This is a genomic window from Methylophilus sp. (assembly GCF_008015755.1).
Classification (GTDB): domain Bacteria; phylum Pseudomonadota; class Gammaproteobacteria; order Burkholderiales; family Methylophilaceae; genus Methylophilus.
In genome coordinates, this window is the sequence record NZ_SSGF01000006.1 from 80,620 (window position 1) to 106,536 (window position 25,917).

Genomic DNA, 25,917 nt, shown 5'->3' on the forward strand with positions numbered 1-25,917 from the left:
GTTTACAATAGTGCCCCTTCCATTCGCACTGCTTTGAGTACTCTTTATGCCCCATATTACGCTTGATAATGCCAGTCTCGCATTTGGTCATCATGCCTTACTTGCCCAAGCCTCATTTCAGTTAGATCCTGGTGAACGCGTTGGCTTGATTGGCCGCAATGGAGCCGGTAAATCCAGTTTACTCAAAGCCATTGCGGGTACGATCAAACTAGATGATGGCACCGTATGGCGTGCACCCAACGTGCGCGTGGTCTATGTACCACAAGAGCCTGAACTGGATAATACACACACCGTATTTGAAGCCGTTGCAGAAGGGTTGGGCAGTTTGCAACAAACCATCATTGACTACCATCAGGTCACCCATGACATGGGCATGCCAGATGCCAATATTGAGGTGTTGATGGAACGTATGCAAGCTTTGCAGCATGAAATGGACGCGCAAAACGGCTGGGTTGCGCAATCACGAGTAGAAACCGTGCTCAGCCGATTGAAACTGGATGCAGATGTACTGGTCTCCACACTGTCTGGTGGCTGGCGTAAACGCGTCGCGCTTGGGCGCGCGCTGGTGGCAGAGCCTGAAGTACTATTGCTTGATGAGCCAACCAACCACCTGGATCTGGAAGCCATCGAATGGCTGGAAGATTTGTTGTTAGGCTTTAATGGCAGTGTGTTGTTTATTACCCATGACCGCCGTTTTTTAGACAAACTGGCTACACGCATTACCGAATTGGACCGTGGCAATTTGACAGACTTTGTGGGCAACTTTTCACAATACCAAATTAAAAAAGAAGAGTTACTCGCTGTTGAAGAAACCCATGCGGCTAAGTTTGATAAGTTTTTGGCGCAGGAAGAAGTCTGGATCCGCCAAGGCATTAAAGCACGTCGCACCCGTAATGAAGGGCGCGTGAGAAGATTAGAAGCGCTCCGCTTAGACCGAGCAGCTAGGCGTGAGCGCCAAGGCGATGTCAAACTCAATCTGGATGCGGGCGAACGCAGTGGCAAACTGGTGGCTGAGCTGGACCAGGTTTATAAGTCATATGGCGATAAAACATTAATCAAAGGCTTTAGCACACGTATTTTGCGTGGCGATAAAATCGGTTTATTAGGGCCCAACGGCATTGGTAAATCCACGCTATTAAAACTGATTTTAGGCGATATTGAAGCAGATAGTGGCGACATTCAGCGCGGCACTAAAATCAATGTCGCTTATTTTGACCAGATGCGTGAGCAGTTAGATGAAGAAGCCACCTTGGCCGACACCATCAGCCCGGGCTCTGACTTTGTTGAAATCGGTAATGAGCGCAAACATGTCATCAGCTACCTCGAAGACTTCCTGTTTCCGCCACAACGCTCACGCTCACCCGTCAAATCACTCTCTGGCGGTGAACGCAACCGTTTACTGTTAGCGCGCCTGTTTGCGCGGCCGGCTAACGTTCTGGTGTTAGATGAGCCGACCAATGACCTGGATATTGATACTTTGGAGTTATTGGAGACGCTATTACAGGACTATTCAGGCACCCTTTTTCTGGTCAGCCATGACAGAGCCTTTTTAGAAAACACCGTGACGCAAGTGATTGCGTTTGAAGGCCAAGGCAAATTAACCGAATTTGGTGGTGGTTACGATGACTGGTTAAGATTTACCCAGGATCGCACCAGCAAACCCGCTGCGACGCAAAAACCAGCGGTGGCCGCGACTGTAGCCAGCAGCCCTATTCCGTCGGTTAGCGCCAAAAAATCGTTGAGCTTTAAAGAACAACGTGAGCTGGAAACGCTGCCAGCAGAGATTGAGCAGCTGGAGCAAGAGCAAGCTTCAATTCAGAATCAGTTTGCACAAGGTGATATTTACAAACAAGCGCCTGAGCAGGTGAAACAATTACAAGACCGGTTGGCCGAGATTGAGTTGCTGATCGTGCAAAAGCTTGCGCGCTGGGAGACACTGGAAAGCTTAGTTTAAGCAGGCAGATCGCATTAAAACAAAACAGCCGAAGATTTATGCTTCGGCTGTTTTGTGTTTAGTCGTATGTATCAGTCTTTATACTGAGAAGCCACTCCGGCTGGCGTTGGCTCTATGGGCTTGGCCGTTTTTGCCATAAAACTGCGGTGCAGAACTCTTGCCGTTCAACGCATCTAGTTTTTCCTGATTACGCAGAAAGTGTTTATTGATTAAAATGCCATTGACGCGATTGAGCTCTTTGGCTTGTGTTAGCTGTTGCTGAAAAGTGACCCAGGCACTGTCTAACAATTGGCTGGACTGTTTTTGCAGCCAGACAGACATGCCCTGCTCGTTCGGCTCAAACCCCGCGGCGGCCAATGCATCGTAACGCGCATTGGCTGCGGCACCGAGTGCTTGTAGCAGTTCTACACGTTTATCGACCATGCGCTCAATCGTATCCAGATCAGCTGTCACCAAGGCAGATTGCTCAGATTGCAAATCACTCAACAGCTCAGACACCAGTGCGGCGTCTTTTTCAAACGTCACGGATGAGGAAGATAAATGATTTGCAGTGGTCATTGTGGTCAGCCTTTATTCGGTTGTATCAAATCTTTCACAGATTGCAGCAAGCCATCGGCTACTTTGGCGGTATCGACTGAGAAATCACCTCGCGCAATCGCGGCTTTGATTTCTTCGACTTTATTGGTGTCAAACACCTCACCAGATGCCATGCCAGCCTCTAATGACTGCAACTGCACTGAGGCAGAAGATAAAGTCACATTGTCTGAAGAAGCGGTCGATGTGCTCGTTGCTTTTTCACTGCCTTTATTGGCAGTGCCTTTGTCCAAAGTCGGCTTGTCTACGCCAACACCCATTTTTTTAATCGAATCTGAAATGTTCATGCCGTACCTCTTCTGATTTTGAATTGTGTCAGGGTTTATCAAAGCCAAACCCTCATTCGTTAACAGTACTATCGGCATAGTTTAAGCGAACTTTAGTGCTTAATATACTTTTTATCGCATGTTTATAATTTTCAGACATTTTTCAATTAAAAATCGTTGTCAGCCTGACTAAAAGCGGACGTCTACCTTACCGGAAGACTGCGCCACGCCTTTTACAATCTGACCACTACTGACTTTCACATCCACCACCTGGCCCACATTGGCGGTTTGCATGGCAGTGCCATCGGCAGTGATGACGAAGCCGTCACCACGACTATTTAACTGTACGGTTTGTCCTTGCATAATCACTGGCACAGACTTTAATAATTCAGGTCTTAACACAGTGCCTAATGGCAAGTTCAACGCGGCTTGCTTACCAGCCAGCATAGACAAATCTGTAATGATGCCCGCAGGCAATTTGCTTAAATCACCAGCCTGCATCACCACGTCTGTGGGTTGTACTGCAGAGCCTTGGGCAACCGGCAAACCAGTGACTGCGTATTCTCCCCACACCTGCACATCGGCCTGCACGTAAAGCGTCCATGGCTTGGTGTCAGATTGCAGGCAACGCACACCAATATGGGTTTTACCCCACAAACGTGCGCCCTGCACGGTAAACCCTTCCATCAAGGCACACTCGGCAATGCGGATGCGGCTATCCAGCGGCTGAATCTCGATGTTGACTTTGCCCGGATACCCTTGTGTCTGGCTTTGCACATATTGCATCGCCGTCTGATACAAGCGGCTGTGCATGTCGTTACCCACAGTGGCAGCACCCGCTGCGTGCTGATTCGCAATCACAGTGCGGTCTGCCGCATGCACAGAGCCACTCATCAGCCATAACAGGCCAACAATGAGCGTCATCACAATCTGGGGCTGGTGTTGTTTCATGTGCCCTATTTTACGTATCGCGGGCGGATTTAATATCGGAATTAAAGGGGATTTCCCCCGTTTAATTGAAGAATCATCGTATAGGCCGCGGCGTACACTAAGCATAGCTAGTAAAAGTCACGTGTGCAAACCAGACCTGCTTAATCGGGTTAACGGTCACCACAGACAAAACTTTAGAGGTTCGACAGCAACAAGCGTTGAACAGGGCTTGAGAACAGCCAGGAAAGGATAAACGATGATAAACAAACTGGACGCCGCACTGAATTTCCATCAGACGGCATTGCGCGTGCGCAATGAACGTCAAGAGCTGTTGGCATCGAATATTGCCAATGCCGATACGCCGCAATATAAAGCACGCGATATCGACTTTCAGTCTGCCATGAAGGCGGCATTACAACCGAATGCTTCTGCGGGCACACCTACAAACGGTGGCGCCCTGCAACAAACTAATAGTGGCCATTTAAACGGCATGGGTAACAGTGGCTATGTGAGTGGCGCCAGTGACCCGCTGTTCCGCTCTGTGGTACAAGGCTCGGCCGATGGCAACACAGTTGATATGGATGTTGAGCGTAATGCTTATGTCGATAACGGTATCCGTTATGAAGCCAGCCTGACCATGATAGGCGGCCAGATTAAAAAGATGCTGTCTGCGATTAACGGTCAGCAATAATTAAAGGAGGTCAGTGATGTCTCTGTTTAACGTATTCAAAATTTCCGGCTCGGCCATGAGTGCGCAATCGCTGCGCCTGAACACCGTCGCCAGTAACTTAGCCAACGCCGATAGTGTGGTGAGCTCAGATGGCAAGCCCTACCAGTCCAAACAAGTCGTGTTCAAGGCGGTGCAGGATGCCGCCAACAAGAGCAGCACGGTTGAGGTAGATCGCGTCATTGAAGATACCAAGCCAGGCAAAATGGTCTACGACCCCAAACACCCTATGGCCAATGGCGATGGTTATATCACCATGCCAAATGTCAACGTGACCGAAGAAATGGTGAACATGATTTCAGCCTCACGCGCCTATCAAAACAACGTGGAAACCATGAATGCGGCGAAAACCATGTTGCTTAAAACACTGAATATCGGTCAATAACCTGCAGAAAGGATTTCAGCATGACCACCGTTAATACCAACAATCAGGTGTCACAGGATTTACTGAGTTCAGTGAACACGCGCAATACCGCCAGCACCACCGATGAGACACAAGACCGCTTCATGACCCTGCTGGTGACGCAGATGAAAAACCAGGATCCGTTAAACCCGATGGATAACGCCCAGGTGACCAGCCAGATGGCGCAGTTAAACACGGTGACTGGCATTAACAAGCTGAATGAAACCATGAGCAGCCTGATTGGCAGCGTACAACTGGGTCAAGCCTACCAGGCCACCAGCATGATAGGCCGTAACGTATTGGTAGAGGGCAAAACGCTCACCCATACCGAGACGGGTGGTTACTTTGGCGTCAACGTACCTAACGGCGCAGATAGCTTGTCCGTGGCCATTAAAAACGGCTCTGGTGCCACTATTCGCACACTGACCTTTGGTAAACAGGATGTGGGTGTTAACGCACTGAGCTGGGATGGAAAAATGGATGATGGCACGACGGCACCAAGTGGTGACTATAGCTTTGACATTACCGCCAAAACCGGCGATACCGCAGTGAGCAGTACTGCCCTCAGTTTGGCACAGGTCCAAAGCGTCACCACCAGCACCAGTGGTGCAAAACTGAACCTGAGCAATAACACAACGGTATCTGCATCGGATATTTCAGAGATTTTCTAATTTTAATTTTTAGTCCTTACCAAGGAGAGATAACATGGCTTTTTCACAAGGCTTAAGTGGTTTAAACGCAGCGTCCAAAGCACTGGAAGTGATTGGCAACAACGTTTCTAACGCTAACACCGTTGGTTTTAAACAGTCTCGTGCAGAATTTTCTGATGTGTTCGCGGCCTCATTAAGTGGCGCGGGGACGACACAAATCGGTATTGGTACCAAAATCTCTGATGTGGCGCAGCAGTTTACCCAAGGTAATATTACGGCCACCAACAACACACTGGATGTGGCGATTAACGGCGCCGGCTTTTTCCGCCTGAGCAATAACGGCGCGGTGACCTACACGCGTAACGGCCAGTTCCAGATGGATAAAAATGGCTACATTGTCACCAGTGACGGCAAACGCCTGATGGGTAACAGCGCGGACAACCTCAACGGTTCCAGCCCAGTAGAAATCCAGATCGACACCAGCGACCTGCAACCGGTGGCCTCACAGAAGATTACCGGCACCTTGAATCTGAACTCGGCCAGTGCCAATATTGACCAAACAGTGACACCATTCAGCTCTACTGACCCAACCAGCTACACCAACTCAACCGCGATTACGGTGTATGACAACCTGGGTAACTCACATAATGTGCAAAACTATTATGTGAAAACGGCAGCGAACACCTGGAGCGTGTACACCACTGTAGATGGAAGCGATGTGACGCCAAGCCCAACCCCATCCATGGTATTTAATGCGGGCGGTTACGACTCAACCAACTCTAGCATCCCGGCAGTCAGCTTCACACCGACCACTGGCGGTGCCACCATGAACATCGGCTTTGATTACTCAAAAAGCACACAGTACGGCTCCTCTTTCAGCGTTAACAAGCTGAGCCAAGATGGTTACTCTTCTGGCCGTATTGCCAGCTTTACCATTGGCGATGACGGCATTATTCAAGGCCGCTATACCAACGGTCAATCTAAAGACTTAGGTCGCGTTGTACTGGCTAACTTTGTAAACCCGAACGGCTTGCAATCGTTGGGTGGCAACCAGTGGGCATCGACTTATGAGTCTGGCGATGAGCTGATTGGTGCGCCAGGCAGCAGTACCTTGGGCGTATTGCAATCCTCTGCCGTGGAAGACTCCAACGTCGACCTGACGGCAGAACTGGTCAACATGATTACCGCACAGCGTATCTACCAGGCCAACGCGCAAACCATTAAAACGCAAGATCAGGTCATGCAGACCTTGGTCAACCTGCGTTAATAAAGGTTTGATTCACTTTTTGATAGGGGTAGCTTTATGGATCGTCTGATATATACCGCAATGACTGGCGCCAAGCATATTTTGGAGCAACAGGCGACCACTGCCCACAACCTGGCCAACGCCACCACGACCGGCTTTAAAGCCCAAGTGGACAGCTTCCGTGCAGTACCGATTTTAGGCGATGGTTTACCTACGCGTGCCTTTGTCGTCGATGCCACCGTCGGCACCGACTATAAGGCTGGCAGTATTCAGCATACCGGCCGCGACCTCGATGTTGCGGTACAGGGTGAAGGCTGGATTGCCGTACAACGTGCAGATGGTTCAGAAGGTTATACCCGCAACGGCTCACTCAAAATCAATGAGAACGGCCAATTGCAAACCGAGTCAGGTCTCAATGTGATGGGCGATGGCGGCCCGATCAGCATCCCACCCAACGTGGTGATCAGTATCGGTGGCGACGGCACGATTTCCAGCGTCAATGATTTCACTGCGCCTGGTGCGACCACCATTTTGGGCCGGATAAAACTGGCTAATCCGCCAGCAGCCTCGCTCAAGCGTGCCGATGATGGCTTGTTTGTGACCAGCAACGGCCAGGCAGCGCCTTTAGACCCCACGGTCAAAGTCACCGGCGGTGCCCTCGAAACCAGTAATGTCAACGTGGTGGAAACCATGGTGAATATGATCAGCCTGGCGCGCCAATTTGAAATGCAAATGAAAATGCTGGAAAACGCGCAAAACAACGCTGGAAAAGCCGATCAGCTCTTCAGTATGAATGGCTAATGGTTGGAATAATATTGCAGTATGAAAACGGCTTTAAGCCCAAGGAGTGAACGATGATACGCTCATTATGGATTTCCAAAACCGGTCTAGATGCACAACAAATGCAGATGGACGTGATTTCAAACAACCTGGCCAACGTCAGCACCAGCGGCTTTAAAAAGTCTCGTGCGGTGTTTGAGGACCTGCTCTACCAAAACATTCGCCAGGTAGGCTCGCAAAGCTCACAACAGAGCCAGCTGCCCAGCGGTTTGCAATTAGGTACGGGCGTGAAACCAGTCGCCACCGAGCGTATTTTCACCCAAGGCAATTTACAACAAACCAGCAACGACAAAGATATTGCTATCCAGGGCCAGGGCTTTTTCCAGATATTGCTGCCAGATGGCACCACCGCTTACACCCGTGACGGCTCGTTCCAGGTCGATAGCCAGGGGCAACTGGTGACCGCCAGCGGCTTCCCGGTACAACCGTCGATTACGATTCCAGCCAATGCACAAAGCTTCTCAGTGGGACGTGATGGTGTGGTGTCAATCACCACCCCTAACTCAACGGCCACCACGCAAATTGGCCAGATTCAGTTAGCCACGTTTATCAATCCGGCTGGCTTGCAAGCCAAAGGCGAAAACCTCTATGTAGAGACCACCGCTTCTGGCAACCCAAATACAAATACACCAGGTACCAATGGCGCGGGTCTGCTTTCACAAGGCTATGTTGAAACCTCTAACGTCAACGTAGTGGAAGAGCTGGTGAGCATGATTCAAACCCAGCGTGCGTATGAAATTAATAGCAAGGCGATTACAACCTCGGACCAGATGCTGCAAAAGCTGTCGCAGATGTAATCCCTGCTTGAGGATCACTCAAATGATGAATAGAACGATCATGAGCTTACTACTTTGCTTGGCGTTTTCCCAATTGCTGAACGGCTGTTCCATCACGCCGTCAACGATTGTACAAAAACCTGAAACGCCGCGGGTAGCGATGGCACGTCCGGATGCGCGCACAGAAGGCGCCATTTTCAACAGTGCTGCGTTTCGTCCATTGTTTGAGGACCGTCGTCCACGTTATGTAGGTGATATCGTCACTGTGCGCATTGCAGAAAACACCACCGCTAACAAGGCTTCTGATAACGAGCAAACCAAAGACGGCTCAACCGCCGCTTCTGTCACTGGCCTGTTTGGTCATAACGTGCCTAAAGCCGCCTTTAACGCCAGCTCTGCGCTGTCCTTTAAAGACAAAGCAGCGGCAGATGCCAGCAATACCTTTAGCGGCTCAGTCACGGCGACCGTGGTCGACGTCTTGCCTAATGGCTACCTGGTCATCAGCGGCGAGAAACAGATCGGCTTTGACAAAGGCACCGAGTACGTCAGGTTCTCAGGCATTGTAAATCCTGACATGATTACCATCGGCAACGAAGTGGTGTCGACCAAAGTGGCTGATGCCCGCATTGAATATCGCAGCAACAGCAAAATGGATGCCGCAGAAGTGCTATCCATGTTCTCGCGCTTTTTCCTTAGCATGATTCCATTGTAGGAGCGTTAATCATGCCCACACTGACACAGACTCTTTTTCACAACGCACAGCGCGGCACACGCGCTGTTGCATATGGCCTGCTGGCCTGCAGCTTGCTGCTCACCACTCCATTCGCCCAAGCTGAGCGGATCAAGGATATCAGCAATATTCAGGGTGTGCGCGCCAACCAGTTGATTGGTTATGGCCTGGTCGTTGGCCTCGATGGCACGGGCGACATGACGACACAAACGCCATTCACCGTGCAAAGTATTATCAGCATGATGAACCAGATGGGCATTACCTTGCCACCTGGCACCAACCTGCAATTGAAAAACGTGGCAGCGGTGATGGTGACCAGCTCCCTGCCCGCTTTTGCGCAACCAGGGCAAACGCTGGATGTGACAGTCTCCTCCATGGGTAACGCCAAGAGCTTACGTGGCGGCACCCTGCTGATGACGCCATTAAAAGGCGCTGACGGACAAATTTATGCCATGGGCCAAGGCAACCTGGTGGTAGGCGGCGTCGGCGCGGCAGCCAATGGTAGCCAAACACAGATCAACCATTTAAGTGTCGGCCGCATTTCAGAAGGCGCCACGGTAGAACGTGCCTTGCCAAATACCCTGCTCCATCAGGATGTGGTGAAACTTGAATTGAAAGAAAGCGATTTCTCCACCGCCAATAATGTGGTGGAAGCCATTAACAAGAAATTTGGCCCGATGACCGCACAAGCCGAGAGTGGCCGCGTGATTCAGGTGCGTCCGCCAGAAAGCATGAGCCGTGTGTCGTTTCTGGCCAATCTGGAAACCATCAATGTCGCATTGGCGGCTACTCCGGCCAAAATCATCCTCAATGCACGTACCGGCTCTGTGGTCATGAACAAAGCGGTCACACTGGATAGTTGCGCAGTGTCACACGGCAACCTGTCAGTGGTGATTAATACCTCACCAGTGATTAGCCAGCCTGGCCCGTTCTCTAATGGTCAAACAATTTCGACTGCGGTCTCAGAAATCAACATCAACAAAGAGCCGGGCAAAGTACTCAAGCTGAATAACGGTGCCAACTTGTCTGATGTGGTGAAAGCGCTCAATGCGATTGGTACCACCCCCCAGGACCTGCTGGCTATTTTGCAAGCCATGAAAGCTGCTGGCGCATTAAACGCCGAGCTTGAGGTGATTTAGCAGGAGACGGCCATGCAACCACGTGTCGACCCGACTACTCAGAGCCTGGCGATTGACGGTAACTCGCTCAATAGCCTCAAGCGTGGCAATACAGATTCGCCCGAATCGATTCGGGCGGTGGCACGTCAATTTGAAGGCGTGCTGATGAACATGATGCTGAAAAGCATGCGTGATACCGTGCCGCAAGATGGCATCACCGATAGCGAACAAGGCAAGATGTTTATGGGCATGCTCGACCAGCAACTGAGCACCAACCTGAGCCAGAAAGGCTTGGGGCTCACCGAAGTGCTGGTTAGACAATTGAGCAAGTTTACCCAGAAACCGGGCGATGCCACCGATGGCAGCAAAGATAGCAAATCAACGGGCAAGCTAGATAGCAGCAGTGCCCTGCCCCACACCAGCCAAACAACCAACACTAGCAACGGTAAAGCCGTGCTGGCACAAGCCGCGCAAAAAATCCGTGAGGCTTACCAGCAGTGGGAGGCCACTGACAGCCCGACCGATAGTAATACCGACATCGCCTGGGCACGTGGCATTCCAGAATTGCCACCACTGGTGGAGGAAACACAAGCCAATATCCAAAGTTTCACGCTGCCACAAGCACCATTAGCGACCGCCATGCGCGAAGTCGCAGGTAAAACACAACAGTTTATCCAGAGCATGTTACCGCACGCGCAGGCCGCCAGCAGTAGCTCTGGCATCCCTGCCAAGTTTATGATCGGCCAGGCTGCGCTTGAGAGCGGCTGGGGCAAGCATGAGATTAAAACCGACAATGGCGTCAACAGCCACAACCTGTTCGGCATCAAGGCAGATGCCAACTGGAAAGGCAAAGTCGCTACCAGCACAACCACTGAATATATCAACGGCGTCAAACAGACTCGGGTTGAAAAATTCCGCGCTTACGACAGTTACAGCGATGCTTTCAAGGATTACGCCAAACTCATTTCACAAAATCCGCGCTACCAGCAAGCCATGAGCAATACCCATGATGCCAGCGCTTACGCCAATGCATTGCAGCGTGCAGGCTATGCGACAGATCCGCAATATGGCAAGAAACTGACGCAAGTGATTAAGAATTTACAAGGTTAAGCAGCGACACCCTAAAGAAACAAAAAAAACAGCCGTTAGGCTACATAACCACACTTTAAAGTCGTGTCTGACTCTCTGCAGGGGGCCGACACATGAGGAAATCACATGTCAAATGCACTCAGCATTGGTAAAAGCGCTCTAAATGCCGCGCAAATAGGCATCGCTACCGTTGGCCATAACATTGCGAACGCCGCCACAGAAGGCTATAACCGCCAGGTCGTGGTGCAAGCCGCTGCGCAGGCGCAAAACTTTGGTTATGGCTATGTTGGCCAAGGCACCAATGTGGTGGGCATTCAGCGCGTCTACAACGACACACTTGCTAAGCAGATGATTAATGCCACCTCTACAGCAAACGCCAGTAGCGCTTATTACAGCAATATCAGCCAAATCAATGGCTTACTGTCTGATAGTACTGCCGGTTTAAACCCGGTCATTACCAGTTTTTTCAGCGCAGTGAGTGCTGCAGCCGCCAACCCAAGCGACACAGCCACGCGCCAGACTCTGATTTCTTCAGCACAATCGATGGTGAACCGTTTTAACGCGGTGAATACCCAGCTGGATCAGATGCACGAAAGCATCAACACCCAGATCACGGCCAGCGTGGATACGATTAACAGTTATTCTTCGCAGATTGCCTCTTTGAATGACACCATCAGCAAGGCGATTAACGCGACCGGCAACCCACCAAATGATTTAATGGATCAGCGCGATCAGCTAGTGGCAAAGCTGAGTGAACAAGTTAAAACCAGCGTGATTAAGCAGGATGATGGTTCTTACAATGTGTTTGCCGGTAGCGGCATGCCACTGGTGGTCGGGACACAGCAATACTCGCTCTACACGCGTGCCAGTGACACTGACCCAACGCGCGTAGAAGTTGCTTATGGCAATCCAGCCAGCCCCAAAATCCTCAGTTCAGATACATTGTCTGGGGGCACCTTGGGGGGCGTCTTGCAGTTTAGAAGCGAAACGCTAGATCCGGTACAAAATCAGGTAGGCCAACTTGCCTTGACCCTGGCCAACCAGTTTAATGCGCAGCAAACGCAAGGCTATGACTTGAATGGCGTCCTAGGCACTAATCTGTTCACTATCGGCAACCCAACTGCCATCAGCAGTTCCTATAACAGCGATCCAACCAAAGCGGCCACGGCGACGACTGTCGATGCCAGTCTGCTGACCAGCAGCGACTACACGGTTAAATATAACAGTGGCCAATACACAATCACTCGCTTAAACGATAAGTCCATCATGTGGCAAGGCGCTTCACTGCCTGCCACGGTCGATGGTATGCAGATTGATGTCAATACCAGCACACCGGCTGAGGGCGACTCTTATCTGATTAAGCCGACGCAATACGCAGCGGGCCAACTGACACTGGCATTTACCAATGTAGATAAATTGGCCATGGCTGGCTCCGCCACCAGTGGTCCCAACGACAACGAAAACGGCCTTAAACTGGCTGCACTGCAAACCGGCGCCAATGTGCGCGTGGCTGGCAGCAACACCAACAGAACCTACGCGCAGGCGTTTGCTCAGATGGTGAGTGCCGTGGGCACTAAAACCAACGAACTAAGCATCACCAGCAAGGCCGATGCGACTGCGCTGGAAAACGCTACCAGCGCCATGCAATCAGAATCAGGCGTTAACCTGGATGAAGAAGCCACCGATTTGCTGCGTTATCAGCAAGCCTACCAGGCGGCGGGCAAAATGATGCAAATTGCTAGTCAGCTGTTTGAAGTCTTGCTGCAACTGGGTCAATAAGTTTTTGAAGGATAGGCCATCATGAGAATCAGTACCAATACCATTTATCAATCTGGGACTAACCAGTTAAATACTCTGCAGTCTGACCTCAACAAACTGAGTATTCAAACGGCGACCGGAAAGCGCGTGAACTCGCCAGCAGATGATCCGGTGGCCGCGGCGCGCATACTTGAGCTCAACACAGCTAAAGATCAAAACGCGAATTACACCAATACACGTAAAACGGCAGAGACCCTGCTACAAACTTACGAAGCGAACCTGAGCAGCGTCACCGATACCATACAATCGATCCAGTCCACACTGATTGCGGCCGGTAACGGCGCTTATACCGATGCTGAACGCGCCAAGCTGGCCAATGAACTGCAAGGCAGCCTCGACACGCTCAAAGGCTTGGCCAATACCAAAGACTCACAAGGTAACTATATGTATTCGGGCTACGCATCGACCACCGTGCCTTTTGACGCCAACTATGACTTTGTTGCAAGCACCAACCGCACCAAGTTGCAGATTGATGTGCAAAGCCAGCTGCCAGTCACTTATACCGGTGACCAGGTGTTTGGTGCTAACGGTGACAATGTATTTACCAATCTGCAGGATATCATTTCGCTGCTAAAAACACCGATCACAGACAGCACCACCCAAGCCACTTTTAATAGCGGTCTGGCGACCAGCATTGATAAAATGAAGGGGTCATTGAACTCGGTATTGGATGCGCGTTCAGAAATTGGGAGTAACCTTAATTTGCTGGATACGCTGAACTCGACGGGTGATAGCCTGGATCTGCAATACGATGCGTCTATTTCGACCTTGCAAGACTTGGACTATGCGCAGGCCTTATCTGACATCTCGAAGAAAACCACCATTTTGCAAGCCGCACAGAAAGCGTTTGTGGCCACCTCTAATATCTCGTTATTTAGCCTGATTTAAACACTCGTCCAGGTTAGCGCAGGACTTGCAACATCAGTTGTTGCGCGTCAACCAGCCAGCGGCTGACCGGGCTGATGAGTGATGGCAAGCTGAGTAGCGTCATTAAAAAGCCGACTGAAATGGTAATCGGAAAACCAATCCCAAAGATATTGAACTGCGGGGCGGCTTTGGTTAACACTCCCAGCGCCATGTTGGTAATCAGCAGACTGGCCACCACCGGCAGTGACAGCATCAGGCCTTGTGAAAAAATATGGCCGCCCAGGCTAGCAATCGCCTGGCTATTCAATTGCCAGTGCGCCATGCCTATCGGCATGGTTTCAAAGCTTTGCAACATCACAGCCACCACAATCAAATGACCATCGAGACTCAAAAACACCAATAGCGCCAGCATGGTTAAAAACTGGCCAACGGCGATGCTTTGGCCGTGTGCCTGCGGATCATAAAAGCTGGCAAAGCCCAGGCCCATGCTCATCCCCATCATGAACCCGGCCATTTCGACAGCCGTAAACAGCAGCCGCATGACAAAGCCCATGCTGATGCCGATGACAAACTGCGCCAGCAAAGACAACAAGCCTTGCCAGGAAAGCACTTCAATTGATGGCACCTGGATCGCGGGCACAATGGCCAGTGTGATCACAAAGCCAATGGCGAGTTTGATACGTTTGGGGATGGAGGGATGACTAAACAGCGGCACAACCGTGAGGCAGCCGAGCACGCGGGTGAGCGGCCACAGGAGCTGGACAATCCACAATTGCAGATCTGAAGCATGGATGGTCAGCATGCGGTCAAATACCTAGTTAAAAAATGACTACCTGGTTAAACAATGACTGCCTGGTTCAGCAATCGCTGCTTAGTTCACCAATTGCGGAATCATGGTGAAAATATGATGCATATAATCCACCATGGTCATCAGCATCCAGTGGCCTGCCAGCAGCAGCACCGCCATGACGCCGACCAGCTTGGGGATAAATGACAAAGTTTGTTCGTTGATTTGGGTCGCCGCCTGAAAAATACTGACGATCAAACCGATCATCAACGCGGTGCCCAGCACTGGCGCCGCCACCATCAACGTGGTTTGCATGGCTTCGCTTCCTATCGTCAACACCTGCTCTGGACTCATGGCTTACTCCTGTAAATATAACAATGCGGTTTAAAGCACAAAGCTTTGTGCCAGCGAACCCAGCACTAGTTGCCAGCCATCGACCAGCACAAACAACATGAGCTTAAACGGTAGCGACACAATCGCCGGTGACACCATCATCATGCCCATGGCCATCAAGATACTGGCGACCACCATGTCGATGATTAAAAACGGGATATAAATGGCAAAGCCAATCTGGAAGGCGGTTTTGAGCTCACTGGTCATAAACGCAGGCACCAGTATTCTGAGCGGCACATCCTCTGGCGTTTGAATAGTCTCAACATGGGCCATATTCGCAAACATGGCCAGATCATTCTCACGCGTTTGCTTGAGCATAAAGCCTTTGAGCGGCAACACGCCGCGCTCTAATGCTTCCTGCATGGTAATTTTGCTTTCAGATAAGGGTTGGTAGGCGTCGGTATAGATTTTGTCGAATACCGGCCCCATGACAAAAAAGGTAATAAACAAGGCCAGGCCAATCAATACCTGGTTAGAAGGCGCAGACTGGGTGCCCAGTGCCTGACGCAGCAAAGACAGCACGATGACGATACGTGTGAAGCCGGTCATCATCAGCATGGCGGCAGGAATAAACGTTAAGGAAGTGAGTAAAATCAGCGTTTGCAAGCTGAGCGTATAGTCTTGCCCGCCACCTGCCCCGGGGCTGACTGTACCGATGGGCAAGCCACCGGCGGCCAGCGACAACAGCGGCACGCTCCAGAGCACAGCGGCAGGTAGTAGCCAAGAGCAGATAGACTTTAATACTGAAAAGACGCGCATGTATGTGGCACCCGAAACAAGCTTGTGGCCACCAGCAGCAGACACAAGGCAATCAATAAGTTAGGGGTATAGTACGCCCGGCCTGGTGAAATCAAAGGCCGGAAATGAACGACTCAAGGCTTGTTTTTGAGGGATTTGACGGTTTGCTGCAAGGTAGCCTGCATGGCCTGCTGTAAACGTATTGCAAAAGAGGCTTGTGCATCGACACCAGAACGATCAACGCCAGAACTCGGGGACAAAGACACACTACTGCCCTCTTCTGCTGCGGACTCTCCGGCAGGTGGGTCTACCTCACCCAGGGCGGTCATTTGGCCTGCATTGATCCCGACCACCAGCCAACGACCCGCGACTTCAAGCACAACTACACGCTCTCTGGGGCTTAACTGCAGCCCACCGACCTGTTTGATCACTCCGCGTTGAGCCATGGTTTGTCCAGGCAGCACGCGCCTGAGCACCCAGGCAATTGCAGCAATCACCAGCAAGACGATCACCGTGCCATAGACCATACGGCCCAGACTGTCGCTTGTGCTCGGTGCAGCAGCAACCGTTGCCGCAGGCACCACCGCCCAGGCGACGCCAGTCATTAAGCTGCTAAACAGGGCAATGAACCACTGGCTGAAAGTTTTCATGGCGATCTAATTCAAAAAAAGCAATTAACGATTCAGTTTGCGAATACGTTCGGCCGGGGTAATGATGTCTGTGAGACGGATACCAAACTTGTCATTCACCACTACCACCTCACCTTGCGCAATCAGGCAGCCATTGACCAGCACATCCATCGGTTCACCAGCCATGCCATCCAGCTCCACCACCGAACCCTGTGCCAGTTGCAGCAGGTTCTTGATCGAAATTTTGGTGCGGCCTAACTCAACCGTCAGCTGTACCGGAATATCCAGAATGAAATCAATGTCATTCTGCGTCCCTTCCAGCTTGTTGTTGGCGCTAAACTCGTTAAACACCGCCGTCTTGCTGGTCGGCTCTTGCAGCGCCGAAGACTCCGCCTGGGTTTGCTCAGCCAGGGCCGCGCCCCAGTCATCCTCGGCAATTGTCTGCACATCACCGGGATCAGACACTCCCATGGCAGCCATCGCTGCATTCATATCATCATCGGCACTATTCGTGGCGGGATCCATAGCCATTATGACTCTCCTTGCAATTGCTCCTGACTACCGTCAGCGCGAATTAACTTTTCAACCTTAAGGGCATACTGCCCGTTAAATACCCCATAACGACAATCCATCACTGGAATGTTGTCAATTTGTCCTTCAATACTGTCACTGATATTAATCGGGATTACATCACCCTCTTTCAGCTCCAGCAAGTCTGCCACTGTCAATTTACGCGTCGCCAGATTAGCCACAATCTCCACCTCTGCGGCTTGAATCTGCTGAGTCATCAATTTGACCCAGCGTTTATCGCCACCCAGATTTTCGCCTTGTAACGGTGAGGTCAGCAGATCTTTGATTGGCTCGACCATGGAATACGGCACGCAAAAATGCATTTCGCCGCTATTCGGGCCCAGCTCAATATTGAAGGTAATGGCCACGACCACTTCATTTGGCGTGGCAATATTGGCAAACTGTGTATTCATTTCCGAGCGCAGGTATTCAAACTTGACCGGATACACAGGCGCCCAGGCTTTTTCATACGACTCGAACATAATGCTCAAGATGCGCTGAATAATGCGTTGCTCAGTGGCAGTAAAATCTCGGCCTTCAACGCGGGTATGAAAGCGGCCATCGCCGCCGAACATATTATCCACCACCAGAAATACCAGTGTCGGATCCAGCACCAGCACGCCTGTGCCGCGCATTGGGTTCATATGAATCAGGTTGAGATTGGTGGGCACCACCAAGTTACGGATAAAGTCGGTATATTTGATGATTCTGACCGGGCCCACAGAAACCTCTACTGTGCGGCGCAGAAAGTTGAACAACTCCACGCGTAATAAACGCGCATAGCGTTCATTGATCATTTCCAGCGTGGCCATGCGGCCGCGCACAATACGCTCTTGCGTGGCTAGGTTGTAATTGCGTACACCAGCCTCGTCTTTGCTCGACGATTCAGTCTCATCATCGCCCTCAACGCCCTTGAGTAGCGCATCAATTTCATCTTGTGATAAGAACTTGTCAGCTGACATGATGACTCACTTTAAACAACTAGGCCCATAACATTACTGAATCACAAACGAGGTAAATAATACCTGAGTGACTTTCAGCGGCTTACCGTGTGCTGCCAGCGGTTTTTTCAATTCAACCAGCAACTCTTCACTGAGTTGGGCTTTGCCTTCTGGTGTAGAGATATCAGACGCTTTTTTGCTGGTGAGCAATAACAATACGCGATTACGCAGCACCGGCATTTGTGCCTTCATTTTTTCGGCCAGTTCAGCGCCTTTCACCTCCATCGTCAAATCCAGTTGCAAGAACTTGTCATCTGGGTCTGGCAATAAATTCACGGTGAATGTCTCAAACTGTACATAGGTCAACGCCGTTTTAGGATCTGCATGACCGCCCGCTTCTTCTTCAGGCGCCTCTTCCTCAGCGGCCTCGCCTTCAGCGGCTGCATCTTCGTGACCTTCGGCTTTTTCGCCATGCTTGGCTTTGGCTTGCTGTGCATCAGGCTTCTTCATCAAAAAGAATGCCGCCGCGCCGCCACCGGCAGCCAATGCCATGACCACGGCCAATATGACAATGAGTTTTTTCTTGGATTTAGGCGCCGCTTCTGCTGCGCCTTCTGCTTTAGCCGGTTGTTGAGCCATGACACAAACCTTTCTTACATCAAACTTTGACTGTTTATGGTGTAATTATGCGCAACACTGCGGTCTGGAGATTGGCGGATAAAAGGGTAAAATTGGCGTTTAATCGACACTTACGCCACTGGCAGTTCCATCGACTGCCTGCGGCCAACCATGGCTGGTTAAATACATAGTTGATTAAACAAAGGTGTCGACCAGGCCACGTGCAACGGTGGTATTCACTGCTTGTGGCGCCAGCAAAGTCTCGGATTCACTTGCGGTAGTTGCAGTCTGTCCACCTTGACGGGAGGTTTGCTGCTCAAAATGTTGCTGCGCCTGCTGGCCATCACCGACAAAAGTTTGGCCCAGTTGCAAGCCTTGTGACTCCATACGGTTACGCAGGTCCTGCATGCCATCTTCCAGTGCCTGACGTACCAATGGATTATCGGTAATAAAACTGGTATTCACAGACTGGTTATCTACTTTCAGTACCACCTGAATCGGCCCCAGATCTGGCGGTGACAAAGTCAGGCTGGCGACATCATCGCCACTGCCCACCATTTTCATCACATGCTGGTTCATGGCGGTTTGCCAGCGCTCATTGCCAAATGGCGCCGCAATTTGCGACATCACCACCGGGCTGCTTTGCGCGACACCGGCCGCATTCAACCACGGGCTGTTCGGCAAGGCTTGTGCGGCGGGTTGTTGCGTTATGTTCAACAGATCGGCCTGCGCATCAGCACCACGCATCTCATTAAAAGCCTGTGTGGGTCGTCCGCCACCTGCCGCCTCTGCCATCAATTTGGCATTGACCAGGGTTTCAGAAATACTAGGAGATTCTTTACCGGTCTCGGCGCTGACATTGCCAGCCAGCAATTGTTTGAAATCGACAGCCTGATCATCTTGATCAACATTCACTGCAGGCCCGGTCGGCGTTTGCACGCCGGTGGTCTTAGTCATTGCTTCAGTGTTCACAGGCAAAGCCAAGGCATTGCTATCGAGCACAGGCAGTTGCTCGCTAGCCACCGTTACCGCTGCGCCCTCGGTGCTGATTTCGGCTTTAGGCGTACTATCCACAGACGTCGCCGCCGGACGCATGGCAATCATGGTTTGCATCCAAGGTGAAATGCCGGTGGGCAATTGATCATTTGCAGCCAAATCTGCCAATAAACGCTTTTTCCGCTCTTGTGCAGTTTCAATCACGGTAGCGGGGTCTTTGGTATCGCTGGCAACGGTTGTTGTTTCTTCAGTGCTGGCAGGGGCTTCATGAGTCGCGGTCGACTCATCGCTGCTATCGGCGGCTGTTTTTTGTGGGCTGTCTTCTGACTTCACGCTATTGTTTGCTGCAGTGGGCGTTTTATCTGTGGCCGCAGCATTGGGTGTTGCCTCAGGTTTAGGCGTATCAGCCTTATCTGCCATGCTCTTATTGGCCGCTGGCATGACGGGCTTATTGTTTTGCTGCATTTGCTTGCGCAATGCCTGTGCAAACTCATCAGTGCCATTGGCCTGAGGTTCCGGTGACACTTGATTGGCAGACGCTGTTTTCACAGCCTCTGCACCCATATTCAGTAAAGTTGCGGAATTCAAAAACGCCATATGACTCTCCCGGTCAACACTTGTTTTACATGCGCATGCGCTTGGCACGGCTGGCAAACTCATCCATCAGTTTCTGATCACGCTTGCCCTCTGCTTTTGCCTGCATGGTTTCTGCCCGTGTCATCAGCACTTCAAAAGATTTTTGTTTGCGCTGTTTTTCCTGCAATTGCTGTCGCTTGTGCACGACATTCGCCTGACATTGTTCGATTTGAGCATTTTGACTGCGCACGGCCAATTCCAATTGCGAGAAAAAGCCCTGAAAATTGCGGTATAAATCGGCTTTGAGTCCTTTTTGAGAGGCCTGCTGCCATTGCTGCTCATATTCTTGCTGATATTGTTCCAACATGGTGCGTTGTTGCTGCGCCTGGTCAAGCAGTTGCATGGCTTTCGCCAGGTCCTGCATGGCCTCCTCAACGGCATCTGTCGCCAACTGGATCAGCAAAGTAAGCGTTTGTGTCGACTGTTTGGCCATGGTGTATTAACTATTTCCTCAGGACACGGTTTGTGCCAATTGCTGCAAACAGGCTTGCATATAGGCGCTCTCATCGATATCTTGCTGCAAAAATGCATTGATCTGGTCGCGTTTTTTAATGGCGACATCCAGCATCGGGTCAGACCCTGGCTGGTAAGCGCCGACAGCGATCAAGTCCTGGTTACGCAAATAGCGTGAATATAACTGCTTGAGCAAACGCGCCGCCTGCTGATGTTCTTTGCTGGTGATATTGTGCATGGCGCGGCTGATCGATTGCTCAATATCAATCGCTGGATAATGTCCGCTTTCGGCCAGGGTACGATTAAGCACAATATGGCCATCGAGAATCGCCCGTGCCGAATCGGCAATCGGATCCTGCTGGTCATCGCCTTCAGTCAGCACGGTATAAAAAGCGGTAATGGAGCCCTCGCCTCTGGCACCGTTACCAGTACGCTCTACCAGCGCTGGCAACTTGGCAAACACAGAGGGCGGATAGCCTTTGGTGGCTGGCGGTTCGCCAATCGCCAAGGCGATTTCCCGTTGCGCCATGGCATAACGGGTCAGGGAATCCATGATCAACAAAACGTTTTTGCCTTGCGAGCGAAAACGCTCGGCAATCGCGGTGGCGTAATTGGCGCCTTGCAAACGCATCAATGCCGACACATCGGCAGGCGCAGCGACAACCACAGAACGCGCCAGGCCTTCTGGCCCTAAAATCTGCTCAATAAATTCTTGTACTTCGCGGCCGCGCTCACCAATCAGGCCAACCACGATCACATCGGCAGTGGTATACCGTGCCATCATCCCCAGCAACACGCTTTTACCTACGCCAGACCCGGCAAACAGGCCCAGACGCTGGCCACGGCCGACAGTCAGCATGGCATTGATTGCACGTACACCGACATCCATCGGCTCTTCAATCGGCGCGCGCATCAAAGGGTTAATGACGCGACCACTTAAAGGCGCGGTGACTTCGGTTGAAATCGGGCCGAGATTATCCAGCGGATTCCCGGCGGCATCGACGACGCGACCAAGCAAGGCATCGCCCACTGGAAAGTGGCGTGCACGGTCTTGCGCACGACGGCGAGGCGGACGGCCAAATTGCGGCTTGGGCAAGGTTTCTGTGATTTCCATGCTGAACACTTTGGCACCAGGCACCACACCATCCACCGCAGACTGCGGCATCAAGAGCAAATTCTCGCCATCAAAACCGACGACCTCAGCTTCCACGCGGCCACCATCTTGCAGCGGGATATAACAGGCACCACCGATAGGCATTTTGATGCCAGTAGCGACCATAATCAGGCCAGTGACCTTGACGATACGGCCAGCAACCTCTAAAGGCTCGACCAAATGAATCAACTCCCGGCAATCTTTGAGGTAGCTTTGCCAACGTTGGTGATGCACGTTGTTTGTGAGGTCTGTGGTCAGCGGTGACTGTGCATCGGTCGGTGCTGAGACGGCATCAGCATCTGCCACGGCTGTCACAGCCGCATCATTGTTTAACGCTTCGGCCAGCGTTGGGCTGGCGTCTAAGGTGGCATTAGGTTCTATCATGCTGGAATCCATCACAATCAGTGCATGGCCTGCACAGTTTATTCGTTGCTCATGGCAGGTTTGTGCCAGTCATCGACGCGCGACAAGCCTTGCACCAAGCGTTTCCAGCGCATTTCGTTACTGGCATCAATCTGGTTTTCAGCGGTTTCCACCAGGCAGCCGCCACGCTCAATCTGCGCATCCTCAAGTAATTGCCACCCCTGCTCTTTTAATTGTTCGCCAATATGGGTGCGCAGCACTTTGGCATCTTCATGATGCACAATCAATCTCGCTGGCTGTTTGACTTGTGGTAAATAATGCATGGCGTCAAGCACGACCGGAATCACCGCTTGCGGATCTACCTGCAACTTGGTTTTCATCATGGCTTTGGCCAGATCCAGCGCCAGACTTAATACTGACTCGGCCACGCAGGTATCTTGCATCGCTAATGCTTGCTGAAAGCTGGCCGCCATTTGTGATAATTGCTGACGCTCGACATCAATTTGCGATTGCGCCTGTGTCAGGCCATCACCATAGCCGGTTTTAAAGCCTTCTTCATAAGCTTCTTGCCTAACCTGCTTGAGAATCTGACTCACCGTGCGTGCATTTTCTTCAGCCTGTTCGCGCTCACGCTTGACGCGCTCACTCGAGATGGAATCATCAAAGCTGGCCATTTCCCAGCGTTGATAGGCGCTCATTTGTTCTTTAGGGATTGCAGGCGCTACCATGAGACACTTTCCTTATTCAATGCATTACACATATTGCTCGCTGTCACCTTTACCAGCCAGCATGATCTGGCCTTCATCTGACAAGCGACGCACAATTTGCAAAATCTGTTTCTGCTGGGTTTCAACCTCTGACAACTTGACCGGGCCACGGCTTTCCAGGTCTTCACGCATCATGTCCGCCGCACGCGACGACATATTGCGGAAGAATTTTTCTTTCATTTCGTCTGACGTGCCTTTGAGCGCCACAATCAACATATCTGACTGCACTTCACGCAACAGCACTTGAATCCCGCGATCATCAATCTCCATGATGTTGTCAAACACAAACATCTGGTCCATGATTTGTTGCGCCATGCCGTCATCGTAGCTTTTGAGGCCGTCCATCAATTTGGCTTCGTGTTCGCCACTGATATAGTTCATGATCTCGGCGGCTGTTTTCACGCCACCAATGGCCTGGCGCTTGAGGTTGTCGTTACCGGCCAGCATTTTCAACATGCCTTCATTCAACTCGCGCAAGGCGGTCGGCTTGATACTGTCCAGCGTAGCGATGCGCAAAATCACGTCCTGGCGCAAACGCTCGGTAAAGTGTCCTAAAATCTCGGCCGATTGCTCAGGCTCCAGATGCGACAAAATGGTGGCAATAATCTGCGGATGTTCGTTCTTGATGAAATCGGCTACACTGAAAGCATCCATCCACTTCAGGCTTTCTATACCAGCCGCATCTTGAGATTGTGGAATACGGTTGAGCAAGTTGGAGGCTTTGTCATCGCCAAATGCTTTAATCAGCACCGAGCGGATATAGCTGTCTGAATCCAGGCCAAAATCACTACTGCTGGCAAAGTCAATCATGAACTTTTCCAGCACCTGCTCAACTTCTTCGCGAGGCACCGGCTTCATTGAGGCCATGACGATGCCTAACCGTTGCACCTCTTTAGGTGACAGGTGTTTCATGACTTCAGCGGCTTCGTCTTCGCCGAGCGCCAGCATCAAAATTGCACTTCTGGTTAATCCCTGGTCACTCATGAATTACTTCTCCGCCGAGGTCCAGCCGGAAACCACATTGGCAACCATGCGTGGATTATCTTTTGCTACCTGTTTAGCGGCTTGTAAGGTCTGGTCCAGACCGCTGGGCAAGGCAGTGGCGTCGCCACTCAAGGTCACCAGCGCATCTTCGCCATCTGCCCCAGCGGCGCCTGCCAATGGCAAGCCATCCGGGCCGCTCAACGCGGCATTGCCTGCGGCCAGCGCGAGTTCTTTTTTATCGGCGCCAGTCAGTTTCCTGGTCATGGGCTTGAGCAGCTTTTTATACAGCAGCATCAACACAATGGCCCCTGCCAGAAAACGTAAGGCATCTTTGCCATACTCAATCACCAGCGGATCTTTCCACAATGGAGGCTCGACCAGTTTTTCCTGCGCCTCGGCGACAAATGGCGTGTTCACCACAGAAATCGTATCACCGCGCTCTTTGTTAAAGCCCATGGCCTGCATGGCGAGGTCGCTCACTTGCTGCTTCTCGGCATTGCTCAAGGCACGGTAGGTAGTTTTTCCTGTGCTATCCACCACCGGGATATGATTGACCACCACCGCCACGTGCAGGCGCTTGATGCCGCCCTTGGCTTGCTGAACATAGCTGACAGTTTTATCCAGCTCGTAGTTAGTGGTGTTATCTTTTTGTGTATTGAGGGGGGGTGCTGGTGGCGCGGCCGGGGCGGCACCTTCTGCACCAGGCGCTTGGGCACCAGGGGCATTAATCGGGGCGGTAGACTCACCAGGTGGCTGGTTGGACAATGCGCCTGGCACGGCACCGTTGCTGCCACCCGTATTTTGTGTTTCATGGCTTTGTGCGCTACGGATCGCCATATCATCCGGCTTGGTATTCGGTTTGTAAGACTCGTTGGCTTGCTCAGTCATGGAGAAATCAATCTCTGCGCTGGTTTCAGCGTGCACGTTCTTGGCACCGACGATAGGCGTAATAATCGACTCCACCCGGCGGGCAATGCTATTTTGCATATTCTCAACATAGGCCATTTGCTCTGGGTCGAGACCGTTTTGCTTGAGCTTGTTTGCATTGTCAGACAGCAAATTACCGTTCTGGTCGACCACCGTCACATGGTCGGCAGACAAGTTAGGCACGCTACTGGCCACAAGATGCACCACGGCGCCCACTTGCTGGCCATCCAGACGACGGCCATTGTGCAGATTTAATAATACAGACGCGGTTGGGTACTGTTGCTCGCGCACGAACACGCTGGGTTTTGGAATCGCTAAATGAATACGGGCAGCCTGTACCGCAGAGATAGACTGGATGCTGCGCTCAAGTTCACCTTCCAGCCCACGCTGAAAGTTCACTTGCTCGACAAACTGTGACACGCCAAATTTTTGGTTTTCGAGCAGTTCAAAGCCGATATTGCCGCCTTTAGGTAAGCCTTGTGCCGCCAGTTTTAAACGGACTTGATGGACCTGATCTGCAGGCACTAAAATCGCCCCTCCGCCTTCAGCAAACTTGTAAGGCACACTTAACTTGTCGAGCTCGGCCACAATCGCGCCACCATCTTTGTCAGCAAAGTTGGAGAACAACACGCGATAGTCCGGCTGTTGACTCCACAGCCAGAACACGACCATCACCGCCACGATGGCTGCAATGCCTGCAACCAATAGCAGTTTTTGTCCCAACTGACCGAACATATTCGGTGCAGCGTTAGACTCACCCGTTGACGTAAGTAAGGCAGCATCAGCAGCCATCTGAACCTCCATGTTTACTACCCTAGGCTTTTGAGTTGTTGCCCAGACTGGCTGGCTCACTCAAAAAATCCCTTTTTGAACTCGAATGCGCTTTAAGGACACACTCACATAGATCACATTATGCGCTTAGCGCTGATTTTCAAATTGGCAAATAAGACGGAT

The 25,917-nt window shown here is 51.4% G+C and carries 28 protein-coding genes; 12 read left to right on the forward strand and 16 right to left on the reverse strand.

Going from position 1 to position 25,917, the window contains the following annotated elements; all coding sequences use genetic code 11:
* Positions 1 to 46: 46 nt before the first annotated feature.
* The gene (locus E6Q52_RS02240) at positions 47 to 1,954 is read left to right on the forward strand and encodes an ATP-binding cassette domain-containing protein (protein WP_292817909.1); all 1,908 of its coding nucleotides are present in this window, start codon (positions 47 to 49) and stop codon (positions 1,952 to 1,954) included.
* 78 nt (positions 1,955 to 2,032) lie between these two features.
* Here the strand turns inward: E6Q52_RS02240 and E6Q52_RS02245 are convergent, their stop codons facing one another.
* The 3 genes from E6Q52_RS02245 to flgA form a co-directional block, all read right to left on the reverse strand.
* A complete protein-coding gene (locus tag E6Q52_RS02245; protein ID WP_292817911.1) occupies positions 2,033 to 2,512 on the reverse strand; it encodes a flagella synthesis protein FlgN in 480 nt (159 codons plus the stop codon).
* Positions 2,513 to 2,517: 5 nt separating this feature from the next.
* Positions 2,518 to 2,835 (reverse strand): flagellar biosynthesis anti-sigma factor FlgM, encoded by a 318-nt coding sequence (flgM, locus tag E6Q52_RS02250; RefSeq protein ID WP_292817913.1) that lies wholly within the window; start codon positions 2,833 to 2,835, stop codon positions 2,518 to 2,520.
* A gap of 168 nt (positions 2,836 to 3,003) precedes the next feature.
* Positions 3,004 to 3,765: a flagellar basal body P-ring formation chaperone FlgA gene (gene flgA, locus E6Q52_RS02255; protein WP_292817915.1), complete on the reverse strand. Its 762-nt coding sequence runs from the start codon at positions 3,763 to 3,765 to the stop codon at positions 3,004 to 3,006.
* Positions 3,766 to 4,000: 235 nt separating this feature from the next.
* Here flgA and flgB point away from each other — a divergent pair, with 235 nt between their 5' ends.
* The 11 genes from flgB to flgL all read left to right on the forward strand — a co-directional run bounded on the left by flgB (position 4,001) and on the right by flgL (position 14,029).
* A complete protein-coding gene (gene flgB / locus E6Q52_RS02260; RefSeq protein WP_292817917.1) occupies positions 4,001 to 4,435 on the forward strand; it encodes a flagellar basal body rod protein FlgB in 435 nt (144 codons plus the stop codon).
* Positions 4,436 to 4,451: 16 nt separating this feature from the next.
* The gene (gene flgC / locus E6Q52_RS02265; RefSeq protein ID WP_292817919.1) at positions 4,452 to 4,856 is read left to right on the forward strand and encodes a flagellar basal body rod protein FlgC; all 405 of its coding nucleotides are present in this window, start codon (positions 4,452 to 4,454) and stop codon (positions 4,854 to 4,856) included.
* A gap of 20 nt (positions 4,857 to 4,876) precedes the next feature.
* Complete coding sequence (locus E6Q52_RS02270) at positions 4,877 to 5,545, forward strand: flagellar hook assembly protein FlgD (RefSeq protein ID WP_292817920.1); 669 nt, start codon at positions 4,877 to 4,879, stop codon at positions 5,543 to 5,545.
* 34 nt (positions 5,546 to 5,579) lie between these two features.
* Positions 5,580 to 6,791, forward strand: a complete 1,212-nt coding sequence (flgE, locus tag E6Q52_RS02275; protein ID WP_292817922.1) for a flagellar hook protein FlgE — start codon at positions 5,580 to 5,582, stop codon at positions 6,789 to 6,791.
* 36 nt (positions 6,792 to 6,827) lie between these two features.
* Positions 6,828 to 7,571 carry a flagellar basal-body rod protein FlgF gene (gene flgF / locus E6Q52_RS02280; RefSeq protein ID WP_292817924.1) on the forward strand — a complete coding sequence of 248 codons (744 nt, stop codon included), beginning with the start codon at positions 6,828 to 6,830 and terminating at the stop codon, positions 7,569 to 7,571.
* Positions 7,572 to 7,624: 53 nt separating this feature from the next.
* Entirely contained in the window at positions 7,625 to 8,407 is a 783-nt protein-coding gene (gene flgG, locus E6Q52_RS02285) for a flagellar basal-body rod protein FlgG (RefSeq protein WP_292817925.1), read from the forward strand.
* Positions 8,408 to 8,447: 40 nt separating this feature from the next.
* Positions 8,448 to 9,098: a flagellar basal body L-ring protein FlgH gene (locus E6Q52_RS02290; RefSeq protein ID WP_292817927.1), complete on the forward strand. Its 651-nt coding sequence runs from the start codon at positions 8,448 to 8,450 to the stop codon at positions 9,096 to 9,098.
* An 11-nt stretch (positions 9,099 to 9,109) separates the two neighbouring features.
* The gene (locus tag E6Q52_RS02295; RefSeq protein ID WP_292817929.1) at positions 9,110 to 10,255 is read left to right on the forward strand and encodes a flagellar basal body P-ring protein FlgI; all 1,146 of its coding nucleotides are present in this window, start codon (positions 9,110 to 9,112) and stop codon (positions 10,253 to 10,255) included.
* Between the two features lie 12 nt (positions 10,256 to 10,267).
* Positions 10,268 to 11,344, forward strand: a complete 1,077-nt coding sequence (gene flgJ, locus E6Q52_RS02300) for a flagellar assembly peptidoglycan hydrolase FlgJ (RefSeq protein ID WP_292817931.1) — start codon at positions 10,268 to 10,270, stop codon at positions 11,342 to 11,344.
* Positions 11,345 to 11,449: 105 nt separating this feature from the next.
* The gene (flgK, locus tag E6Q52_RS02305; protein WP_292817933.1) at positions 11,450 to 13,102 is read left to right on the forward strand and encodes a flagellar hook-associated protein FlgK; all 1,653 of its coding nucleotides are present in this window, start codon (positions 11,450 to 11,452) and stop codon (positions 13,100 to 13,102) included.
* A 21-nt stretch (positions 13,103 to 13,123) separates the two neighbouring features.
* A complete protein-coding gene (gene flgL / locus E6Q52_RS02310) occupies positions 13,124 to 14,029 on the forward strand; it encodes a flagellar hook-associated protein FlgL (protein WP_292817935.1) in 906 nt (301 codons plus the stop codon).
* Between the two features lie 13 nt (positions 14,030 to 14,042).
* Here the strand turns inward: flgL and fliR are convergent, their stop codons facing one another.
* The 13 genes from fliR to fliF form a co-directional block, all read right to left on the reverse strand.
* The gene (fliR, locus tag E6Q52_RS02315) at positions 14,043 to 14,810 is read right to left on the reverse strand and encodes a flagellar biosynthetic protein FliR (protein WP_292817937.1); all 768 of its coding nucleotides are present in this window, start codon (positions 14,808 to 14,810) and stop codon (positions 14,043 to 14,045) included.
* A 69-nt stretch (positions 14,811 to 14,879) separates the two neighbouring features.
* Positions 14,880 to 15,149, reverse strand: coding sequence for a flagellar biosynthesis protein FliQ (gene fliQ, locus E6Q52_RS02320; RefSeq protein WP_019882538.1), 270 nt, complete (start codon positions 15,147 to 15,149; stop codon positions 14,880 to 14,882).
* 30 nt (positions 15,150 to 15,179) lie between these two features.
* Positions 15,180 to 15,947: a flagellar type III secretion system pore protein FliP gene (fliP, locus tag E6Q52_RS02325; RefSeq protein WP_292817939.1), complete on the reverse strand. Its 768-nt coding sequence runs from the start codon at positions 15,945 to 15,947 to the stop codon at positions 15,180 to 15,182.
* 113 nt (positions 15,948 to 16,060) lie between these two features.
* The gene (gene fliO / locus E6Q52_RS02330; protein ID WP_292817941.1) at positions 16,061 to 16,576 is read right to left on the reverse strand and encodes a flagellar biosynthetic protein FliO; all 516 of its coding nucleotides are present in this window, start codon (positions 16,574 to 16,576) and stop codon (positions 16,061 to 16,063) included.
* A 24-nt stretch (positions 16,577 to 16,600) separates the two neighbouring features.
* Positions 16,601 to 17,035, reverse strand: coding sequence for a flagellar motor switch protein FliN (gene fliN / locus E6Q52_RS02335; RefSeq protein ID WP_194742215.1), 435 nt, complete (start codon positions 17,033 to 17,035; stop codon positions 16,601 to 16,603).
* 50 nt (positions 17,036 to 17,085) lie between these two features.
* The gene (gene fliM / locus E6Q52_RS02340) at positions 17,086 to 18,087 is read right to left on the reverse strand and encodes a flagellar motor switch protein FliM (RefSeq protein ID WP_292817943.1); all 1,002 of its coding nucleotides are present in this window, start codon (positions 18,085 to 18,087) and stop codon (positions 17,086 to 17,088) included.
* Between the two features lie 33 nt (positions 18,088 to 18,120).
* On the reverse strand, positions 18,121 to 18,705 hold the full coding sequence (locus E6Q52_RS02345; RefSeq protein ID WP_292817944.1) for a flagellar basal body-associated FliL family protein: 585 nt from the start codon (positions 18,703 to 18,705) through the stop codon (positions 18,121 to 18,123).
* Positions 18,706 to 18,879: 174 nt separating this feature from the next.
* Positions 18,880 to 20,277: a flagellar hook-length control protein FliK gene (locus E6Q52_RS02350; protein WP_292817946.1), complete on the reverse strand. Its 1,398-nt coding sequence runs from the start codon at positions 20,275 to 20,277 to the stop codon at positions 18,880 to 18,882.
* A gap of 25 nt (positions 20,278 to 20,302) precedes the next feature.
* Positions 20,303 to 20,749, reverse strand: a complete 447-nt coding sequence (fliJ, locus tag E6Q52_RS02355; protein WP_292817948.1) for a flagellar export protein FliJ — start codon at positions 20,747 to 20,749, stop codon at positions 20,303 to 20,305.
* An 18-nt stretch (positions 20,750 to 20,767) separates the two neighbouring features.
* Positions 20,768 to 22,306 carry a flagellar protein export ATPase FliI gene (gene fliI, locus E6Q52_RS02360; RefSeq protein WP_292817950.1) on the reverse strand — a complete coding sequence of 513 codons (1,539 nt, stop codon included), beginning with the start codon at positions 22,304 to 22,306 and terminating at the stop codon, positions 20,768 to 20,770.
* Between the two features lie 38 nt (positions 22,307 to 22,344).
* Positions 22,345 to 23,013, reverse strand: a complete 669-nt coding sequence (locus E6Q52_RS02365; protein ID WP_292817951.1) for a flagellar assembly protein FliH — start codon at positions 23,011 to 23,013, stop codon at positions 22,345 to 22,347.
* 24 nt (positions 23,014 to 23,037) lie between these two features.
* Positions 23,038 to 24,036: a flagellar motor switch protein FliG gene (gene fliG / locus E6Q52_RS02370; RefSeq protein ID WP_292817952.1), complete on the reverse strand. Its 999-nt coding sequence runs from the start codon at positions 24,034 to 24,036 to the stop codon at positions 23,038 to 23,040.
* Positions 24,037 to 24,039: 3 nt separating this feature from the next.
* Entirely contained in the window at positions 24,040 to 25,755 is a 1,716-nt protein-coding gene (gene fliF / locus E6Q52_RS02375; RefSeq protein WP_292817954.1) for a flagellar basal-body MS-ring/collar protein FliF, read from the reverse strand.
* Between the last annotated feature and the right edge of the window lie 162 nt (positions 25,756 to 25,917).

Excerpts from the sequence above, each read along its gene's own strand:
- E6Q52_RS02240 (WP_292817909.1), top strand. The coding sequence starts at position 47 with ATGCCCCATATTACGCTTGATAATGCCAGTCTCGCATTTGGTCATCAT.
- E6Q52_RS02290 (WP_292817927.1), top strand. The coding sequence starts at position 8,448 with ATGAGCTTACTACTTTGCTTGGCGTTTTCCCAATTGCTGAACGGCTGT.
- E6Q52_RS02295 (WP_292817929.1), top strand. The coding sequence starts at position 9,110 with ATGCCCACACTGACACAGACTCTTTTTCACAACGCACAGCGCGGCACA.
- fliR (WP_292817937.1), bottom strand. The coding sequence starts at position 14,810 with ATGCTGACCATCCATGCTTCAGATCTGCAATTGTGGATTGTCCAGCTC.
- fliO (WP_292817941.1), bottom strand. The coding sequence starts at position 16,576 with ATGAAAACTTTCAGCCAGTGGTTCATTGCCCTGTTTAGCAGCTTAATG.
- flgG (WP_292817925.1), top strand. The coding sequence starts at position 7,625 with ATGATACGCTCATTATGGATTTCCAAAACCGGTCTAGATGCACAACAA.
- fliM (WP_292817943.1), bottom strand. The coding sequence starts at position 18,087 with ATGTCAGCTGACAAGTTCTTATCACAAGATGAAATTGATGCGCTACTC.
- fliF (WP_292817954.1), bottom strand. The coding sequence starts at position 25,755 with ATGGCTGCTGATGCTGCCTTACTTACGTCAACGGGTGAGTCTAACGCT.
- fliP (WP_292817939.1), bottom strand. The coding sequence starts at position 15,947 with ATGCGCGTCTTTTCAGTATTAAAGTCTATCTGCTCTTGGCTACTACCT.
- flgM (WP_292817913.1), bottom strand. The coding sequence starts at position 2,835 with ATGAACATTTCAGATTCGATTAAAAAAATGGGTGTTGGCGTAGACAAG.
- E6Q52_RS02350 (WP_292817946.1), bottom strand. The coding sequence starts at position 20,277 with ATGGCGTTTTTGAATTCCGCAACTTTACTGAATATGGGTGCAGAGGCT.
- flgC (WP_292817919.1), top strand. The coding sequence starts at position 4,452 with ATGTCTCTGTTTAACGTATTCAAAATTTCCGGCTCGGCCATGAGTGCG.
- flgF (WP_292817924.1), top strand. The coding sequence starts at position 6,828 with ATGGATCGTCTGATATATACCGCAATGACTGGCGCCAAGCATATTTTG.
- flgE (WP_292817922.1), top strand. The coding sequence starts at position 5,580 with ATGGCTTTTTCACAAGGCTTAAGTGGTTTAAACGCAGCGTCCAAAGCA.
- flgA (WP_292817915.1), bottom strand. The coding sequence starts at position 3,765 with ATGAAACAACACCAGCCCCAGATTGTGATGACGCTCATTGTTGGCCTG.
- fliQ (WP_019882538.1), bottom strand. The coding sequence starts at position 15,149 with ATGAGTCCAGAGCAGGTGTTGACGATAGGAAGCGAAGCCATGCAAACC.
- flgL (WP_292817935.1), top strand. The coding sequence starts at position 13,124 with ATGAGAATCAGTACCAATACCATTTATCAATCTGGGACTAACCAGTTA.
- E6Q52_RS02365 (WP_292817951.1), bottom strand. The coding sequence starts at position 23,013 with ATGGTAGCGCCTGCAATCCCTAAAGAACAAATGAGCGCCTATCAACGC.
- flgJ (WP_292817931.1), top strand. The coding sequence starts at position 10,268 with ATGCAACCACGTGTCGACCCGACTACTCAGAGCCTGGCGATTGACGGT.
- flgB (WP_292817917.1), top strand. The coding sequence starts at position 4,001 with ATGATAAACAAACTGGACGCCGCACTGAATTTCCATCAGACGGCATTG.
- flgK (WP_292817933.1), top strand. The coding sequence starts at position 11,450 with ATGTCAAATGCACTCAGCATTGGTAAAAGCGCTCTAAATGCCGCGCAA.
- fliG (WP_292817952.1), bottom strand. The coding sequence starts at position 24,036 with ATGAGTGACCAGGGATTAACCAGAAGTGCAATTTTGATGCTGGCGCTC.
- E6Q52_RS02345 (WP_292817944.1), bottom strand. The coding sequence starts at position 18,705 with ATGGCTCAACAACCGGCTAAAGCAGAAGGCGCAGCAGAAGCGGCGCCT.
- fliJ (WP_292817948.1), bottom strand. The coding sequence starts at position 20,749 with ATGGCCAAACAGTCGACACAAACGCTTACTTTGCTGATCCAGTTGGCG.
- E6Q52_RS02270 (WP_292817920.1), top strand. The coding sequence starts at position 4,877 with ATGACCACCGTTAATACCAACAATCAGGTGTCACAGGATTTACTGAGT.
- fliI (WP_292817950.1), bottom strand. The coding sequence starts at position 22,306 with ATGATAGAACCTAATGCCACCTTAGACGCCAGCCCAACGCTGGCCGAA.
- E6Q52_RS02245 (WP_292817911.1), bottom strand. The coding sequence starts at position 2,512 with ATGACCACTGCAAATCATTTATCTTCCTCATCCGTGACGTTTGAAAAA.
- fliN (WP_194742215.1), bottom strand. The coding sequence starts at position 17,035 with ATGGCTGCCATGGGAGTGTCTGATCCCGGTGATGTGCAGACAATTGCC.